Origin of the sequence: Chryseobacterium piperi (genome assembly GCF_002285635.2) — a bacterium.
Lineage (GTDB): Bacteria > Bacteroidota > Bacteroidia > Flavobacteriales > Weeksellaceae > Chryseobacterium > Chryseobacterium piperi.
Window position 1 is genome coordinate 1,665,090 of the sequence record NZ_CP023049.2, and the last position, 18,651, is coordinate 1,683,740.

Annotated in this window: 12 protein-coding genes; 5 read left to right on the top strand and 7 right to left on the bottom strand. The window is 36.1% G+C overall.

What is annotated here, in order from left to right:
* Nucleotides 1-90 precede the first annotated feature (90 nt).
* Nucleotides 91-2,949, bottom strand: a complete 2,859-nt coding sequence (locus CJF12_RS07295; protein WP_034687610.1) for a TonB-dependent receptor plug domain-containing protein — start codon at nt 2,947-2,949, stop codon at nt 91-93.
* 258 nt (nt 2,950-3,207) lie between these two features.
* Here CJF12_RS07295 and CJF12_RS07300 point away from each other — a divergent pair, with 258 nt between their 5' ends.
* The 3 genes from CJF12_RS07300 to CJF12_RS07310 all read left to right on the top strand — a co-directional run bounded on the left by CJF12_RS07300 (nt 3,208) and on the right by CJF12_RS07310 (nt 7,156).
* Nucleotides 3,208-3,966: an IS5 family transposase gene (locus CJF12_RS07300; protein ID WP_095591055.1), complete on the top strand. Its 759-nt coding sequence runs from the start codon at nt 3,208-3,210 to the stop codon at nt 3,964-3,966.
* A gap of 84 nt (nt 3,967-4,050) precedes the next feature.
* Entirely contained in the window at nt 4,051-5,739 is a 1,689-nt protein-coding gene (gene ggt / locus CJF12_RS07305) for a gamma-glutamyltransferase (protein ID WP_034681493.1), read from the top strand.
* 136 nt (nt 5,740-5,875) lie between these two features.
* Complete coding sequence (locus tag CJF12_RS07310; protein WP_034681494.1) at nt 5,876-7,156, top strand: dicarboxylate/amino acid:cation symporter; 1,281 nt, start codon at nt 5,876-5,878, stop codon at nt 7,154-7,156.
* Nucleotides 7,157-7,331: 175 nt separating this feature from the next.
* Here CJF12_RS07310 and CJF12_RS07315 read toward each other — a convergent pair whose 3' ends face one another.
* From CJF12_RS07315 to gyrB, 6 genes are all read right to left on the bottom strand, one after another.
* Nucleotides 7,332-8,222: a diacylglycerol/lipid kinase family protein gene (locus tag CJF12_RS07315; protein ID WP_394336996.1), complete on the bottom strand. Its 891-nt coding sequence runs from the start codon at nt 8,220-8,222 to the stop codon at nt 7,332-7,334.
* A gap of 5 nt (nt 8,223-8,227) precedes the next feature.
* On the bottom strand, nt 8,228-9,034 hold the full coding sequence (locus CJF12_RS07320) for a DUF3298 and DUF4163 domain-containing protein (RefSeq protein WP_034681496.1): 807 nt from the start codon (nt 9,032-9,034) through the stop codon (nt 8,228-8,230).
* A 60-nt stretch (nt 9,035-9,094) separates the two neighbouring features.
* On the bottom strand, nt 9,095-9,931 hold the full coding sequence (locus CJF12_RS07325; RefSeq protein ID WP_034681498.1) for an RsiV family protein: 837 nt from the start codon (nt 9,929-9,931) through the stop codon (nt 9,095-9,097).
* Nucleotides 9,932-10,088: 157 nt separating this feature from the next.
* Nucleotides 10,089-12,017: a transglutaminase domain-containing protein gene (locus CJF12_RS07330; RefSeq protein ID WP_034681500.1), complete on the bottom strand. Its 1,929-nt coding sequence runs from the start codon at nt 12,015-12,017 to the stop codon at nt 10,089-10,091.
* Between the two features lie 2 nt (nt 12,018-12,019).
* Nucleotides 12,020-13,912 (bottom strand): DUF3857 domain-containing protein, encoded by a 1,893-nt coding sequence (locus CJF12_RS07335; protein ID WP_034681662.1) that lies wholly within the window; start codon nt 13,910-13,912, stop codon nt 12,020-12,022.
* Nucleotides 13,913-14,026: 114 nt separating this feature from the next.
* Nucleotides 14,027-15,961: a DNA topoisomerase (ATP-hydrolyzing) subunit B gene (gene gyrB, locus CJF12_RS07340; protein WP_034681502.1), complete on the bottom strand. Its 1,935-nt coding sequence runs from the start codon at nt 15,959-15,961 to the stop codon at nt 14,027-14,029.
* Between the two features lie 230 nt (nt 15,962-16,191).
* Here gyrB and CJF12_RS07345 point away from each other — a divergent pair, with 230 nt between their 5' ends.
* Nucleotides 16,192-17,535, top strand: coding sequence for a cytochrome ubiquinol oxidase subunit I (locus CJF12_RS07345; RefSeq protein WP_034681504.1), 1,344 nt, complete (start codon nt 16,192-16,194; stop codon nt 17,533-17,535).
* Nucleotides 17,532-18,536, top strand: a complete 1,005-nt coding sequence (locus CJF12_RS07350; RefSeq protein ID WP_034681506.1) for a cytochrome d ubiquinol oxidase subunit II — start codon at nt 17,532-17,534, stop codon at nt 18,534-18,536. Before CJF12_RS07345 ends, CJF12_RS07350 begins: the two co-directional genes overlap by 4 nt.
* Nucleotides 18,537-18,651 lie beyond the last annotated feature (115 nt).

Genomic DNA, 18,651 nt, shown 5'->3' on the forward strand with positions numbered 1-18,651 from the left:
ATTTTGAATTTTACAAAAGTAAAAAAATCATGCTAATCATAATAAAAAAAGGTGTGCAAAAACACACCCTGAGAACATTGATAAGCTTTTCTAAAAATTAAAATTCAATCTCGTAAAAAGAAACCTTCCGTTCATTCCGAATTGTGAAACATTTCTTGAATACACAAATTGGTTCTGATTAGAAAGATCGATTGGCGCCGCCGCATTATAAACTACCTCTCCTGAAGAGTTCATAGAAGGCCTTTGAACCGTAGCTGGCCCCAAATTCCTATCCGGATAAATATCAAACAGGTTATTAGCTCCTATTGTCAAAATAAAATTCTTAGTAAACTTATATCCTACAGAAAGATCCGTAATTATTTTTCCGCCCCAAACCGGATGCTCGGTTTCTACTACACTACCATTGATAATCTGGTAACCTATTTTACCATCACCATTAACATCCATCGTATTAGGATCTGTTACTTTTCCAAAATATACATTTCTCAGTAAAAAACTAAATTTACTGACTTCCAAACTGTTATTAAGAGAAGCTTTAAATCTTGGAATTGCTTCTTCAAGATACACACGGCTCATCTCAGAATAATAACGGTTGATCTGCCCCGCGTTAATTAAAAGATCAGAACCACGAATATTCCCTATCCTGTTTGTTCTGGAAACCGTTACCGCTAAGTCCGAGCTTAATGAAACTTTGGGAGAGAACTTAGCTCTGTGTGAGATAACACCCTCTAATCCTTTTGTCTGAGTATCAATAGCATTAGTAAAAAAAGTAGCCGCATTAGCATTGGCTTTGTCAAACTCTCTCTGAAGGTTAAATTCTGAACTTCCAGCAGGATAAGTTCCGGATGGTCTTAAAAACTGATCCGTTAGCACTACTCTATCTTTAATCTTAATATAATATCCATCAACGGTAATGGTTAAATTCGCTTGTGGAATTTTAGTTGTAATACCTGCTGAAAAACTCATCGATCTTTCTTGCTTAAGTGTTGGTATTCCCAAACTTTTCGCTATCTGAGAGTCATTAGAGAAGGTACCTACCTCATACGCTGTCCCCCCTACAAACTGAGTCGATGTTGTATTGTAATAAATCTGCTGCAAAGATGGAGCACGAAATCCGGTGGAATGCGCCGCTCTTATATTGATTTGATCAGTAAGCTTATATCTTGTAGCAATTTTATAATTAAATGTAGATCCAAAATCAGAATAATTTTCAAATCGCACAGCCCCACTTATTAACCATTTATCTGTAACATCAAGTTCAGTATCCAGATAAGCCGCCACAGAACGTCTTCCTTTATTCAAACTATTTTCAGGTCTGAATCCCGGGAAGACCTGTGCTCCTCCAGGTCTTACAGCACCAAAAAAATCGGTCGGTTTTTGGTCATCAGGACTTGAAACAGTACCACTGGTATTATAAAGCGCCCAGGAAGCCTGCTCTCCGCTTGTAATTTTATATCTTTCAAATCTGGCTTCTCCTCCAAAAGCAATATTAAAACCTTCCAGCCAATCCACTTTGGTATCAAAATCCGCATTGATTGTATTCTGAGAAAAACTTAGACCTCCAGCATCAAATTCCGTTTTGCTGGGAAAGAGCATCGAAGCATTCGCAGTATTTTTAATGGTATAATCAAAAGTATTTTGTCCAAAAGTATTACTGATGTCATAATTAACATTCCCTATTTTCCCTTTAACACCAGCAGCAAAGGAAAGATCAATCACATCAGAAGCAATTTCAGGTAAAAATCCGTTAGGATAAATTGAAGTAGGCGTTCTGTTTACGTTTGGCCTACGGAAAAAACCTCCTGCATTCCCGCTTCTGTATGAGATTCCACCAAAAGCATAACCTTGTACAGAATCCGATAAATCAAATTGAGAATTCATAAAAAATTGTCCGGATGTCAACCTGGACTGCCCTACCCGCATATTAAAATCATTTCTCGTTAATCCTCTATATGCCAATTCATTTTCTGTAAAATCGGCACCTAAAATTCCTTGTAATCCGGATATATTATTTGTATTCTGGATCTGTGACTGAAAAGAAGGGCTGAAATAATTCACTCCCTGTGCATACTGGTGAATATAGTCAACAATCTGTTGTTGATTGGGCGTACTGCCTATATTACCAAAAAGAGAAGAAAGATTTACTCCATTTTCCAATGCTCTTTGTTCAATCGCATTATAAGCATTAAAAATCGATCCTGTAGCCGTACCAGCCCTTCGGGTTTCATCCCTCTTCATCAGACTGGCAGTAAAATTGATAAACCCTTTTTTCCCGATTCCCACCCCATAATTAAGATCTACCTGATATTTCGCTCCATCCCATCCTCCCTGATGATCATTAGCCCCATTAGAATTGAATCCTCCTGCTGTAATTGCAGCAGTCAAAGCATTAGTATTTCTTTTCATGATGACATTAATCACCCCCGCAATCGCATCAGAGCCATATTGAGCAGAAGCTCCGTCTCTTAGCACCTCCAAACGCTCAATAGCAAAAGCTGGAAGTGCATTTAGATCTGTTCCTACAGAACCTCTTCCGGGAGAGCCATTAACGTTAACCAAAGATGAAGTATGCCTTCTTTTACCGTTTAATAAGACCAATACCTGATCGGGACCTAATCCTCTCAGCTGTGCAGGATCAATATGATCTGTTCCATCTGCAACTGTTGTAGAATTTGAAGTAAATGAAGGAGCCGCATAATTCAGAATCTGATTCAAATCCATCTGTGGAGTCATCACAGATTGAGCTCCAATATTGATTACATCTACAGGTACGGGAGTATCTGTTGCGACTCTTGCTTTATTCCTGGACCCTAATGTAATTTTAATCTCTTCTATATTCTTTGTCTTAGTAGAATCTGTCTGAGCCTTGGTCTGAATCTGAGCCTGTACATGTACAGAAACTAAAAACAATGCCGCTAACGGGATAACTTTCTGGTAATTTTTGATCATTTGCTTTTTTTTCCAAAAGTAATGAATTATGTCTAATACACAAGTGAAATAAAAACCAAAATCCACATTTTATTAAATTATTTATAATTAATCATAATAAAAATTACACAAAGACAACTACCTGCTCTTTTTCAATACTAATAAAACAATTTAAAAAAAATACTAAGAGCCTGTTTAAAAAAGTAATAATAAAAAATAGTAAGGGTTAAAAGTTGCATAAAAATTGTCATTTTAGAGTTGCAAAAGAAAAAAACATCAATGTATCCAACAGACTTAACCCAAACTCAGTGGCAATTTATAAAAAAAGCATTAGATTTTGATGACAGAAAACGAAAATATGATTTGGTTGTCATTTGGAATGCTATCAGTTATTTAGTAAAAACAGGCTGTCAATGGAGACTTTTACCTCATGATTTTCCCAAATGGCAATTGGTTTATTACTATTATTCAAAATGGTCAAATCTGGAGATTTTCGATTTATTATTATCAAAATTGAGAGAGGAAGTACGACGAAACAGGGGTCAGAAAGCGCAGGCAAGTTTAGGAATTATTGACAGTCAAAGTGTTCGTTGGGGAAATAACCGTTCACTCAATGGCTTTGACGGAGGTAAAAAAATAAAAGGAATCAAGAGACACGTTGTGGTAGACAAAAATGGTTTTTTGTTAGCCGTAATGGTAAGTGTAGCCAATGTTCATGACAGTAAGGCTGCATTGTTACTGATCAAAACACTGCGATATTTACTAATTCCGCTTCAGGTAATCCTGGCGGACGGAGGTTATAGAGGAGAGATTATTGAGGAAATAAGAATTAAGTTTAATTATATCATTCAGATCGTAATGCGGAGTGACAAAAAAGTAAAAGGGTTTGAGCCAATTCATAAACGATGGATTATAGAGCGTACATTTGCTTGGTTTGATAACGATAGAAGATTATGCAGAAATTATGAACTCTTAATGGAATCCTCTGAAAACATGGTCAAATTATCCGCCATAAAATTATTACTGAATAAAATTTAAACAGACTCTAACACTTCCCGGTTAATGAAGAAAGATTTTCATTAAAAAATATATACTTTTGTTTCTGATAAAAAACAAAATGATATGAAGAGCCTATTATTTGCTGCCTTGTTTTTAAGTACCCACTTTTATCTGGGTCAGTATACCGACTTCAATATTGTAAAAGAAGTTAAAGTAAAAAATAAGGGAGTGGTTGTTTCTGCCCATCCTCTGGCTAGTGAAGCCGGAGCCAAAATAATGAAAATGGGAGGAAATGCCTACGATGCTGTTGTGGCAACTCAATATGCGCTGGCAGTTGTTTATCCTCAAGCCGGAAATATAGGTGGTGGTGGATTTTTAGTAGGAGTAAAAAACAATGGTGAAAAATTTACATTAGACTATCGTGAAACAGCTCCTAAAAAAGCTTCCAGAGATATGTATCTCGATAAATCAGGAAAAGCCAATACCGACCTTTCACAAAATGGAAGGTTAGCTGTAGGAATTCCCGGAAGTATTGCCGGATTTTTTGCTACATTGAAATACTGTAAACTTCCAATGGGTCAAATCATCCAGCCGGCTATTGATCTGGCAGAAAAAGGGTTTGCGATCACAGAGAAGGAAGCAGATATGCTCAATACTCATAAAGAAAACTTCCAGAAACACAATACAACTTCTATCGCTTTTGTTAAAAATACACCATGGAAGGCAGGAGATATTCTGATCCAGAAAGAACTCGCTGAAACACTAAAGCTGATTCAAAAATCAGGAGCAAAAGGATTCTATGAAGGAAAAATAGCTGAGCTCCTGGTAGCAGAAATGAAAAAAGGAAACGGAATCATCACATTGGAAGATCTTAAAAACTATAGGGTTGCTGAGCGAAAAGCTTTGGAATTTGATTATAAAGGAAACAATGTTGTTTCGATGCCGCTACCTTCCAGTGGTGGAGTTTTATTAGCTCAAATGCTTAAAATGGCCAGTTATGAAAATCTGGAAAAATATCAGCAAAATTCTACGCCGGCCGTGCAGATTATGGTAGAAGCCGAAAGAAGAGCTTATGCTGACAGAGCGGAATATATGGGGGATCCTGACTTTATTACTGATAAAACAAGTTATTTGATTTCTGATGATTATTTAAAAAGCAGATGGAAAAGCTTCAGTTTCAATAAAGCCACTCCGAGCTCCGAAGTAGGAAAAATTATCAAGCAGCCTAAAGAATCTACTCAAACTACTCATATTTCCATAATTGACAAAGAAGGAAATGCAGCATCCGTTACCACAACATTGAATGGTTATTATGGAAGTAAAGTAGTCGTTTCGGGAGCAGGATTCTTTCTGAATAATGAGATGGATGACTTCTCTATCAAACCCGGAGTTCCGAATATGTTTGGAGCTGTAGGAGGTGAAGCCAATTCAGTTCAGCCTAACAAAAGAATGCTTTCTTCCATGACACCAACCATTCTGTTAAAAAACGGGAAACCTTATATGGTGGTTGGAACACCTGGAGGAACTACTATACCTACTTCCGTTTATCAGTCTATCGTCGATGTGGTTGATTTTAAATTGAATGCTAATATTGCTGTAAATGCACCCAAGTTTCATCATCAATGGCTTCCGGAAACCGTATCTGTAGAAAACAATTTCCCTGAAGCTACCATCAATGATCTGAAAGCTAAAAATTACGTCATTGAAAAAGTGAAACAGATCGGAAAAACAGAAATGATCGTTATCGACAATGATGGGAATATCCATGCCGTTGCAGACGGGCGCGGTGATGATTCTGTTGCTACAGAATAAGCATACTGATTAATTTAATAATAATCCTCAACTACAAAAAGCTGACAATTAGGGATATCTTTGTCTTTATGACATGGATCTTAAATCACAGCATTTTTTCTTACTTTTCGCTTTTTAAAATTTAAAACACACTCCTTTGAAAGCAAAAAAATTCTACCAACAGCTTTATTTTCAGGTAATCATAGCCATTGTGGCAGGTATACTTTTAGGCATGTTTTACCCTGAATTGGGGGAGAAAATGAAACCCCTGGGTGACGGATTCATTAAATTAGTCAAAATGATTATTGCCCCGGTAATTTTCATTACGCTTACTTTAGGAATTGCCCACATGACTGATCTAAAGAAAGTAGGAAGAATTGCTGTAAAAGCAATGATTTACTTCTTTACTTTTTCTACACTTGCCTTAATTATCGGATTAGTTGTCGGAAATATTTTACAGCCAGGATCAGGACTAAATATCGACCCCGTAACACTTTCAGGAGATGTTTCGCAATACCAGCAAAAAGCTCATGAAACTACATTAACCGGGTTTATCATGAATATTATCCCGGAAACTCTTTTCAGCCCGCTGGTTGGAGAGAATATTCTTCAGGTACTTCTTGTTGCTATCTTAATGGGGGTTGCCCTTGTATTGACTAAGGAAAAAAGCCAGAAAATAACCAATTTTCTACAAGACCTTTCAGCCCCGATTTTTAAAATTGTGCATATGCTGATGAAGTTAGCTCCTATCGGAGCCTTCGGGGCTATGGCATTTACCATCGGAAAATATGGACTTCATTCTGTTCTTAACCTTATATTTTTAGTAGGTACATTTTATATTACCTCTCTCCTATTTGTTGTTATTGTACTAGGTGCTGTGGCCTGGTATAATGGTTTTAACATCTTTAAGCTAATGTACTACCTGAAAGAGGAACTTCTGCTTGTTTTAGGAACCAGTTCTTCAGAATCTGCATTACCCGGAGTGATGGAAAAACTTGAAAAAGCGGGCTGCTCAAAAGCGATCGTAGGATTGGTAATCCCTACAGGTTATTCTTTCAATCTCGATGGCACCAATATTTATATGACATTAGCTTCGTTATTTATTGCACAAGCTCTTAACATCCATCTCCCGCTTGAGAAACAATTAATGTTACTTCTTGTTGCTATGCTCAGCTCAAAAGGCGCTGCAGGTGTTACCGGAGCTGGATTTGTAACCTTAGCCGCAACACTTGCTGTTGTTCCTGAAATTCCGATAGCCGGGATGACTCTTATTTTAGGAATTGACAAGTTCATGAGTGAATGCAGAGCTCTTACCAATGTTATTGGAAATTCAGTTGCGACTGTCGTGGTAGCGAATTGGGAAAAGCAACTGGATAAAGACCAGCTTCAATATTGTTTAGATCACCCTTTGGAGGTGGAAAGGAAACTGGAGGTATAAATTAACCTTCTTGTTGTGTTGTACTATATAAATCGTACAGCATTAAGTCATTTAGCAAAAGAGATTCCTCCTTTCGTCGGAATGACATATACTCAAATACAGTTTTACAAATTAACGATTTAGCGATTTCGCAATTTTGCCTCTTTTACAATTTCGCAATTCCAATTTCCAGGCTTTACACCAAAATTGTCAAGCTTGCAGGCAGAACCTTAACATGAATAGGAGATTTAATCTTGTTGAACTCCCCATCCAAATGCCAATTTTTCGTAGTTACTTTGAATTCAATTTCAGATACGGGAAGATAAGTGACATAGTCGTCATCTTTTAATTTCTTTGTGAACATCCTGAAAGCAAATAATGCGGAGTAAGTCAAAGGAAATTTTTTCACTAAAACCATATCAACCAGGCCATCACTCTTACTCGCATTAGGCGCTATGTAAGCATTGTTCCCAAACTGACGGGTATTGGCAATATTCAGCATTAAATATTTACCGTCATATTGTTGATAGGCCTCATCAGTAAATTTAACCTTAATGGGTTTATAATTAAAAAATGTTTTAAGAGAAACCTTGATATAGTTCTTGAATCCGCGATCAGTCTTTTCAAACTCTTTCACCACTTTTCCATCAAATCCTGTTCCTGAAACATTGATAGAAAGCTTATCATTCACTGTAAATGTATCGATCTTTCTGGATTTTTTACTTGCTATTTTTTCAAGCAGCTCGCCCAGATTTTTACTAAAACGGGTCTCATTGGAAAAACCATTTCCTGAACCGGCAGGAAAAATAGCAAGAATCTTATTGGTATTAATCAGGTTTTTGGCAACAGTAGAAATCGTTCCATCTCCTCCGATAGCCACAAAAATATCAATCTCATTAAAATGCTGTTGAATAAAATCATCTGTTCCCTGAATGGACTCCGAAATATAATATAGTGGGTTTCCCACCTTCTTTTTCAGCTCATTCAGAAACGGCTGGTAATTTTTTTTCGCAGAAAAGGGATTGATGATAAAAGCTACTTTTTCCATTGTCGCAAAATTAGAAAATGCTTCCTGATTTGGAAGCATTATTATTATTTAATTTTCATTCTTTCTTTAAATTCTGGTTTCAGCGTTCCCTTTAGGTCTTCCCATGAAACAGGAATGGTAATATCTCCCGCGGCATATGATGCAATTGCATATGAATTATACCGGAAATATAGATTTTCATCATCAAAATAAAAATTATCTGTAACCGGAATATCTTTCACCAAAAGCATATCGGAGTTTTTCCCCTCGGGTTTGGCAGCTCCGCTGGGAACTTTATCAATATTCTTCATCAGAAGCTTTTCAAGATCTTTTTCAGATATAGTGGTAATATCACCAAGGGTTACTTTCGTATTTGCCCTCAAATCAAAAACCCTTTCAAAAAAATCAAAACTACCATGAGCTCCACCGTAGTAAGAATCTTCTGAATATTCAATATGCATAAAATCATTGATATTATTCTTTAGATTCATATCAAAATGTGAATACCACTTTCCTGCATCCCCGCCATAGCTTCCACCCTTCCTATCTTTAAAGAAGTTTTCTTTTTCTTTTCGTAGAAAATCCTGAAGCCCTTGTTTTGAAAAATCAGCAATGTTCTGATTTCTAAAATAGATACTGTCTAAAAGCTTCTGATCTTTTATCTCCGGAAACACCAAAAGCTTTGCAGAGTAATTGACAGAAAGTGCATTATTTATACGAACTGAATCATTTATTTTAACAGAATCTACCACTAATTTTTCAGCTTCTTTTGCGTTTGTCTGTAAAGATGGTGTAATGGGAGAATCTCCTTTTTTACAGGAAGAGAAGGCCAAAAAGGAAAATAATGATAGGGCAACAATAGTATTTTTCATAAGTATTTTGTACTTGTCATTGCAAAATGGACACCAAAGGTCTTTTACGCATTTAATTTTTTATTGAATCTTCATTCTTTCTTTAAATTCAGGCTTCAGCGTTCCTTTAAGGTCGTCCCATGAAACAGGAATCGTCATATCTCCCGCAGCAAATGCAGCTATTTCATACGGACTGTAATGGAAATACAAGTTTTTATCATCAAAATAGAAATTATCACTGGCAGGAATCACTTTTACCAAAAGCATATCAGAACCTTTGACTTTACCCTCAGCATCTGTTATTCCACTGTTTATCTTATCAATGTTTTTCATCAAAATCTCCTCGATTTTATTTTTAGGCATTGTGGTGATATCGGTAAGCTCAACTTTTTTATTATTTTTTAAATCGAAAACTCTTTCTGAAAATCCATAATTATCATGAGCTCCGCCTTCGTAGGAACTACCCGTATACTGAATATGCATATAGTCGTTCATATTGGATTTTAACCTCATGTGAGAACTTGAATACCAATCCTGAGCTTGGGAAGGTCCGGTAAGTTCATCACTATCTCTTTTCATAGAGTCGAAGTAAACATTTTTTTCTTTTTCGAGATAGCTCTTAAGTCCGTTTTTAGAAAAATCTTTGATTCCTTCATTAGCAAAATAGATACTATCCAGAAGCTTTTGATCCTTTAAAGTAGGAAAAACCAAAAGTTGTGAGGTATAGCTCACCTTTAATAGCTTACCTATTTTTATAGAATCACTAACTTCCACCGAGTCTATTTCTAATTTTTGAGATTGTTTATTTTCTTCTGTATTCACTGTCTTTTCCGTCGAAGTATTCACCGGCTCATTTTTTTTACATGCTGTAAAAACAAAGAAAGAGGATAACGCTACAACTGCTATTGTATTTTTCATAATTTTTAATTTTCAATATCAATACAAAAACCATTCAAAAGATGAATGGTTTTATAATTTATTTTATATTTTCTTTAGTGACTGGAATTCTCTGACTATCGAATTGATCATTTCCGAAAGCCAATAGCGCAATAAAGATAAATCCTAAGCTTTCTAGTTATTTTTTAATTAAACTTATTACCTGGTTTTCACTTTTTGAAGCGGTTCCCCAAATCTGTTTGAATGCAGGATAGTATTCTTTAGGATAATCCGGGCTTAGTACCTTGATGGTACTGGTTACCTCAAGCTTATTTCCTTTATGCTCTGCTACATAACTGTATTCAATTTCTTTGTCATCAGTAACAATTTTCTTGCTTTTAGGCATTTCCTCAATAACATAGCCTTCCGGAATTTCAAAAGTGATCTTTTTTGTTTTGGTATAGGCAGAAATAAAATCTATAGGAAATCGTCTGGTTTCAGCCTGATCAAATTCATTAGAGTTTTTATTTAAGAATAACATCGGATTAATGATGATCTTCTTTCCTACCCGGTCAATTAAATTATCTGATGAAAAATTCATGGTACTTTCAAAATCACCATTTTCAAGAACTTTAGATTCAATATTCGTAAAATCAATAGCGTAATTATCTTTGTATTGCTTTTTGTACTTCTCCATATTATCATCATAATTCTCTTTTGCAAACATTGCATAACTTCCAGTATCTTTATCCGAATAGGTTCCTGAAACACTTCCATTCTCGTTGATTTTCGCTACTGCAGTCAAATAATTAAAACTTGGTTTTGAATTGACCATGGTTAATTGCTGTACTTTATCTTTTGACAGTAAAATTCCAAACTGATTCCAATCTCGTGGCGGAAGCATATCCATTGAAGATTGTTTTGTGGTAGCGTCATATAAATGATACTGATCGTTAATTTTCACGGCAGCCAATACAAAATTGAAGTTAGAAACATTAGGTGACGTCAGATTAATAACCCCATTTCCAACAGTAGAGATCGCTACAGGATCTGCATTGATTCCGGCTTCTCTAAAAAGCATAACCAGGAAAAGATTAATTTCAGCTGCATTACCCGTTTTTGTTTCCAGCATTTTCTTAATACCATCCTCAGTTTTAACCCCTGAGTATTTATTCCATGTAAAGGTTTTCTGAACGTATTTGAAGATTGCCTCGGCTTTTTCATTTTCATTTAAATTTGAAATTCCCGCTGGCATATTATCCTTTGCTAATATCGTTTTCTTTAATTCTCCTCCAAAATCTTCATTCTCGTACAGTCTTTTCTTAATCTGATCCCATGATGAAGAGTATAGTTTCAGCTCTTTGAAATTGGTGGAGTTTAATTCTGCACTGATTTTAGTCCTGTAATTTCTATCGTTTTTTATAAATTTTTCAGTTTTAAATCCTTTAAGGTTTTCATACCCAAACCTATAGGTTCTGTAATTGATTCCATACATCATTTTTTCCTCCACATGTCTGTGTTTTGGATTAAGAGATCCGGTATAGTTGACATTATACGCAATATTAGAAGGAGTATCCAAAACGTACTCTGTATACATTGACGGAGTATCCGATTCTATCAGTATTTCAGGAATGGCAAATAAAAACGGCGAGGTCACCTCATACTGATATTCTAAGACAGATCCGTTCTTTACGTTAGGAAAAGCAAATTTGGTAATTGATACATATTTATTTTCCTTGCTTTTATACTTGGAGCTTTTATCAACTTTTGTGGTCACTACATTTCCATTTTCCAAATTGTATGTGTAAGCCTTCATTTTAGACAAGGTTTCCTGATCGCTTCCGCTTTGGTAAAGAGGAACTTCAAGGTTCAACCAGTCTTCAGCTTTATCTTTATCATAAATTTTAACTCTGTAAAAAATAGTTTTCTGAAGCGTTATTCTTGAATAATCAATATTAAAGTGTACAGATTTGTACAGAATTTCAGCCGGGGCATTTTCATCCAGTGCCGATTTTTGTTTTGATAAATCCGCATCATTAAATTTTGGAGGGTTTAGAAATTCATGCTTTTGAGATTTAACAAAAGTAAAGGTTACAAAGCTGAAAACAATGAGTATAATTTTTTTCATGATTAGATTTTAGTAATTAAAATTTTAGAGTTATCCATATTGGTTGTTTTTTTCCTGAAGTTGATGTAGTCATTATACTTTTCTTTCGGAAAAACTCCTTTGTTCACTTTCATTGTTCTGTTCACTTTTATTTCCTCTCCTTCTTTCACAAAACTCAATTGGTAGGTCCCAAATTCAGAACTTAGCTTGATGTCATTCGGTACCTCATCAACTTTATAATTTTTGGGGATTTGAAAACTGATGTGATATTCATCTTCAAATGAATACATGATTTCAAATGGTAGCTCTCTTTTTTCTTCTGTTTTATAGATATTATTGGAATAGATAGGAACAGCTCTGAAAATCATACTGCTTCCTGCGTATTTGGAATAATTATTAGCTTTAAAATCAAGGTTAAACTGTGCCACTGCATTTTCTCTGTCATTGGTAAAGTCTTTCATTTCAGCTTTTTCAAAGTGCAACATTCCCAATTGGTCTTTTATCGATTCCTCTTTTTCTTTGCCCGACAAGGTTGCATATTTTAAACTATAATCATACTGGCTCCCCGTAAAGGCAAATTGTCCCTGCCCGCTGATACTGTTATCTTCATTAAGCTTAATGAGCAATGTTTGTTTTTCCTTATTTTTTTCAGCCGGATAAACAGGTGTATTGATCAGTTCAATTCCCTCTTTTCTAATAGAAAGAACATTACGGTCAGTTGTGCTAAAACTCAAATGATTAAAAGCTATTTGCTGTGAAGTATTTTCCAACCAGATATTGCCTTTTTCAGTGGGCACCATCAAAATAACATGGTTTCCACCCATCTTAGGAAAATCAGGATCAAAAGACTCGATGGAGGAACCTGAATTGATCACCGAATAATAAGATGGAATACCCGCTTCATCCAATAATATTTTCATATAATTCGTAAGCCCTTTACAGTCTCCATACCCTTTTTTATGTACTTCATCAGGAAGCATAGGCTGCCAGCCACCGATCCCCAATGCTACAAAAATGTATCTGGTTTTGGCCTGCATATGCTGATATAGCTTTTTTACTTTTTCCTCTTTGGATCCCTGTAAATTAAGCGCTGCAACTTCCGCTTTGATAGAAGGAGTAGACAAGGATACAGGTTGTATAATGCTGTTATAATACCATGATCCAAAATCTTTCCAGGTATTGATACTTCCCTGCTTTCCTTCAAGATTGAATTTTGTCAAGGCAAAACTTACTTTAGGTAAGATTTTGGTTGGCTTAGGAATCAAAGGAGCATCTTCGATAGCCGGAACATTTTTATAGGAATATATTTTATCATTGCCACTACCATTTTCTATAACCGAAGTGTAATTATATAAGGAAGGATACGTTTTAGTACGAAGCTCAATCCCTGATTTATTGATGATCTTAAACTGACTGTCTTCCAAAGATACATTCGGAGAAGTAAATGGCACAAAATCGGGTATAAAAACAGTATTAGAATTGGTAATCTGATACGTAAAATCGATGGTATATGGATATTGGGTCGGGGTATAGGATAATGCCAAAAATCTATTATCAGAATAAAAAACACCTTGAGAGTTATTGGCAAAGTCTCCAAAATCGGATTTGGAATAGGACTTTACTTTTTTCCCTGATTCATCATAAATAGTTACTTTAACATCTGATATATGATCTCCTTTTTCATAGGGGATATAAGCTTGAGCTTTAGCATTCCCGTCATTATTTAAGACCGTTGTTACCGTATTGATCTGATATTTCATTTCGTCTATCCGATCAATCTGAACAGTGGTCCAATCTTTACGAACGACAGCATTCGCATTTTTCTTTAAGTTCTCAGGAATTGCAGATACCGGATAATTCTGAGTATAATACAGAGAGGCTATACACAAAGCCCCTGCAGTAAGCATTTTCATCATTGGTTTATAAAATTTAACAAAAATAGCAAAAATTCCCAATAAGTGTTAAAATTAAATTTTAAAGCAAAAAAAAGACTTCATTGCTGAAGTCTTTTTTATTATAATGAAGATCGATTAAGCATCAATCTTAGCATATTTTGCATTCTTTTCAATAAATTCTCTTCTTGGTGGAACTTCATCCCCCATTAGCATAGAGAAAACACTGTCCGCTTCTACTGCATTATCAATTGTTACTTGTTTAAGGATTCTGTGTTCAGGGTTTAGGGTTGTTTCCCAAAGCTGTTCAGGATTCATTTCCCCAAGACCTTTGTAACGTTGTACCTCAACACCTTTTCCATCCGGAGACATATCTAAAGTAAACTCTTCACGTTCTTTTTCGTTATAAGCATATACTTTTTTGTTTCCTTTTTTAAGTAGGTACAAAGGAGGTTGAGCAATATAAATATATCCGTTTTCAATAAGTTCCTTCATGTATCTGAAGAAGAATGTAAGAATCAATGTAGAAATGTGAGACCCGTCAATATCGGCATCGGTCATGATTACAACCTTATGATATCTTAGTTTAGCCATATTCAAGGCCTTGCTGTCTTCTTCCGTTCCTACAGAAACTCCAAGAGCTGTATAAATATTCTTTATTTCCTCGTTATCATATACTTTATGAAGCATTGATTTTTCTACATTCAGAATCTTACCTCTCAATGGAAGAATTGCTTGGAAATGTCTGTCTCTACCCTGCTTTGCAGTACCTCCTGCGGAATCTCCCTCTACTAAGAATAGTTCAGATTCTTCAGGGCTTTTTGATGAACAGTCAGATAATTTACCAGGAAGTCCAGAACCTCCCATCGGAGATTTTCTCTGAACCATTTCACGTGCTTTCTTCGCAGCCTGTCTTGCTTTTGCAGCCAAAACAACTTTTTGTACGATCAGCTTAGCTTCGTTAGGATTTTCTTCCAGGAAGTTCGTAAGCATTTCCCCTACGATTTTATCTACGGCACCGGAAACTTCAGAGTTCCCAAGTTTTGTCTTAGTCTGACCTTCAAATTGAGGCTCCATTACCTTTACTGAAATCACGGCCGTTAATCCTTCACGGAAATCATCTCCGGTAATTTCTACCTTCTCTTTTTGTGGAACACCAAGATCATCAGCATATTTCTTCAGCGTTCTTGTCAAAGCACGTCTGAAACCTGCAAGGTGAGTTCCTCCTTCATGAGTATTGATATTATTAACGTAAGAGTGAAGATTTTCGTTAAATGAAGTATTATAACGCATCGCTACTTCTACAGGAATCTCATCTCTTTCTCCTTCCATGAAAATCACATGCTCCATGATGGATTCTCTACTTCCATCTATATAGGCAACAAATTCTTTTAATCCTCCTTCAGAATGAAAAATCTCTGTTCTGAAAGATCCGTCTTCTAACTGCTCTCTTTCATCAGTAAGGGTAATCGTAATTCCTTTATTAAGGTAAGAAAGTTCTCTTAAACGGTTTGCTAAAGTATCGTAGTTATATACTAATTCTGTAAAAATAGTATCATCCGGCTTGAAAAACTGCTTTGTTCCTCTTTTATCACTGTGTCCTATCTCCTGAACTTCAGTTTGTGCTTTTCCTTTGGAGTAAACCTGCTGATAAACGTTTCCATCTCTGTAAACTGTTGTTATCATTTCGTTGGAAAGTGCATTCACACACGATACCCCAACTCCGTGAAGACCTCCTGAAACCTTGTAAGAATCTTTATCAAACTTACCTCCGGCTCCAATTTTTGTCATAACAACCTCAAGAGCCGATTTTTGTTCTTTTTCGTGAAAGTCAACCGGGATACCTCGACCGTTATCACTAACTTCGACTCCGTTACCTTCTTTAATGCTAACGAAAATGGTATCGCAGTATCCTGCTAACGCTTCGTCAATAGAGTTATCTACTACTTCATAAACCAAATGATGAAGTCCTCTGACTCCAACATCACCAATGTACATTGAAGGACGCATACGAACGTGCTCCATTCCTTCCAATGCCTGAATACTACTAGCTGTATATTGTTTCTGACTCATATCAAATTATTAAATCTTGCTAAACGCAAAGACCTACAAATATCGTGATTTTTTTCGACTTATGAAAGTTAAAATATGTCAAAAAAGTCTGAACTTTTCCACATCAAGCAAAGCCTTTTTTCCTCTAAAAAAGAACAAAGTTATTATGTATTTTATCAGCATATCCTGTTTTAAATCATATCAAACATCCATAATTTATACGTAAATTTATTTTCTCAAAAATTGATATTATGGACGATTTCATTGCAGCTCGCGCACAAATGGCCATGTCCCTTGGGTTTCACATCATTTTCTCTTGTGTCGGTATGGTGATGCCTTTTCTAATGGCATTTGCCCACTGGAAATACCTTAAAACAAAGAATGAGGTCTACAAAGGACTCACCAAAGCCTGGAGCAAAGGAGTTGCCATTTTATTTGCAACCGGAGCCGTTTCGGGTACTATGCTTTCTTTTGAATTGGGACTTCTCTGGCCACAATTCATGAAACATGCCGGACCTATTTTCGGAATGCCCTTTTCTCTTGAAGGAACTGCCTTCTTTATTGAAGCTATAGCCATTGGCTTTTTCCTTTACGGCTGGGATAAATTCAACAAATGGTTCCATTGGTTTTGTGGATTCCTGGTAGGACTTAGCGGCTTGGCTTCTGGTATTTTAGTGGTTGCTGCGAATGCCTGGATGAATTCCCCTGCAGGTTTTGATTATGTTAACGGCCAATACTTAAATATAGACCCGATCAAAGCCATGTTTAATGAAGCATGGTTTCCACAGGCTCTTCATATGACAGTTGCCGCATTTTGCGCAACAGGATTTGCCGTAGCAGGAGTTCACGCCTATCTCATTATGAGAAAGAAAAATGTGGAATTCCATACCAAAGCATTCAAAATTGCTGCTGGTTTTGCCCTTATTGGTGCTTTCGGAGCCCCTCTGAGTGGAGATGTTGCCGCAAAATCTGTTGCTAAAAGACAGCCTATAAAATTAGCTGCCATGGAGGCTCACTTTGAAACAGAAAAAGGCGCCGCTTTTGTGATCGGAGGAATTCCGGATGAAAAAAAGGGCGAGATTAACTACGCTATAAAAATACCTAAACTATTAAGCTTTTTAGTAAGTAACGATTTCAATACAGAAGTAAAAGGGTTAAAGGATTTTCCAAGAGACGAATGGCCTCCTATTGCTGTAGTTCACTACTCTTTTCAGATTATGATCTTCTTCGGTGTCATTATGATCTGTATCGGTATGATTTATGTCTATTCTCTATTTTTCAAAAAGGAATGGCTAAATAGAAACTGGCTCCTAAAAACCTTCCTTATCGCAACACCTTTCGGATACATTGCACTGGAAGCAGGCTGGACCGTTACTGAAGTTGGACGCCAGCCCTGGATTATTTATGGAATTATGCGAACTGTAGATGCTGTTACTCCTATGCCTGGAATCCAGTATTCATTCTATTTTTTCACCGCGATCTTTGTGTCCTTATCATTAATTATTATTTTCCTTCTGAAAAGACAAATACAAATGGTTCCTAAACTTTATGACCCTACCGATCCTCAGTTTAACTTTAAAAACAAGAAATCATGATTTATGTAGTTATAGGTTTTCTCTGGCTCGCTATCTGTCTGTATGTAATTTTGGGCGGTGCTGATTTCGGCGCTGGTATTGTTGAATTGTTTACCAAAAAGAAATCCCGTCACAAAACAAAAGAAATCATGTATCAATCTATCGCTCCTGTTTGGGAAGCAAACCATATGTGGCTGATTATTGCTATTGTGATCTTGTTTGTAGGTTTCCCTGAAATCTACACTACGATGTCAACTTATTTGCATATTCCTTTAGTACTTATGCTTGTAGGAATTATAGCAAGGGGTACTGCTTTCACTTTCAGGAATTACGATGCTGTTAAAGACGATTGGCAGGTATTATATACGCTAATCTTCTACTACGCTAGTCTTTTAACTCCATTTTTCCTTGGATTAATCGCTGCCGCCACAGTTTCACAATCTATCAATCCGGACGCTACCACCTTTTTAGATCTGTATATCTTTAGCTGGCTGAATTGGTTCGGTATAGCAGTAGGCCTATTCACCATAGCATTGTGTGCCTACCTTGCCTCTATTTTTTCATTAAGGGAAACACGCGATAAAGCAGACCTGGATTTAATGATCAAAAAGTCTAAACAAACGATGATTTTTGTAGTGATTACCGGAGCTCTCGTATTTTTCACTGCTTATATTTCCAATATCCCGCTTGTAACATGGGTATTTTCAAAGCCTTTAGGTATTATGTCTATTGCTTTCGCAACCATTGCTTTAGGATTAATTTTCCGTGCTATGAAACAAAGAAAGCTGCTTCCGGTACGTGCATTAGCCGGATTCCAGGTTATTATGATCTTAGTAGCAGCTACCTATCAGCATAATCCTGATATTATTCTATTAGCGAACGGAAACCATCTTTCTTTACTGGAACATGTAGCCGCACCCAAAACAATTTCAGCATTAGCCTGGGCTTTAATGCTAGGCTCCTTATTTATTTTACCCTTCTTATTCTATCTGATGTTTTCATTCAGTAGATTAAGAAAATAGATATTTCATTTCATAAAAAATCCTCTGCAGCTTTGCAGAGGATTTTTTATGATTTCAACTTAAAACTAAGCTAATTTTATCAATATCTGATCGTCAATTTTTCTACTAAATTATT

Bases quoted from the DNA above. Each gene is read 5' to 3' on its own strand.
- CJF12_RS07295 (WP_034687610.1), bottom strand. From the start codon at position 2,949: ATGATCAAAAATTACCAGAAAGTTATCCCGTTAGCGGCATTGTTTTTA.
- CJF12_RS07300 (WP_095591055.1), top strand. From the start codon at position 3,208: ATGTATCCAACAGACTTAACCCAAACTCAGTGGCAATTTATAAAAAAA.
- ggt (WP_034681493.1), top strand. From the start codon at position 4,051: ATGAAGAGCCTATTATTTGCTGCCTTGTTTTTAAGTACCCACTTTTAT.
- CJF12_RS07315 (WP_394336996.1), bottom strand. From the start codon at position 8,222: ATGCTTCCAAATCAGGAAGCATTTTCTAATTTTGCGACAATGGAAAAA.
- CJF12_RS07320 (WP_034681496.1), bottom strand. From the start codon at position 9,034: ATGAAAAATACTATTGTTGCCCTATCATTATTTTCCTTTTTGGCCTTC.
- CJF12_RS07325 (WP_034681498.1), bottom strand. From the start codon at position 9,931: ATGAAAAATACAATAGCAGTTGTAGCGTTATCCTCTTTCTTTGTTTTT.
- CJF12_RS07330 (WP_034681500.1), bottom strand. From the start codon at position 12,017: ATGAAAAAAATTATACTCATTGTTTTCAGCTTTGTAACCTTTACTTTT.
- CJF12_RS07335 (WP_034681662.1), bottom strand. From the start codon at position 13,912: ATGATGAAAATGCTTACTGCAGGGGCTTTGTGTATAGCCTCTCTGTAT.
- gyrB (WP_034681502.1), bottom strand. From the start codon at position 15,961: ATGAGTCAGAAACAATATACAGCTAGTAGTATTCAGGCATTGGAAGGA.
- CJF12_RS07345 (WP_034681504.1), top strand. From the start codon at position 16,192: ATGGACGATTTCATTGCAGCTCGCGCACAAATGGCCATGTCCCTTGGG.
- CJF12_RS07350 (WP_034681506.1), top strand. From the start codon at position 17,532: ATGATTTATGTAGTTATAGGTTTTCTCTGGCTCGCTATCTGTCTGTAT.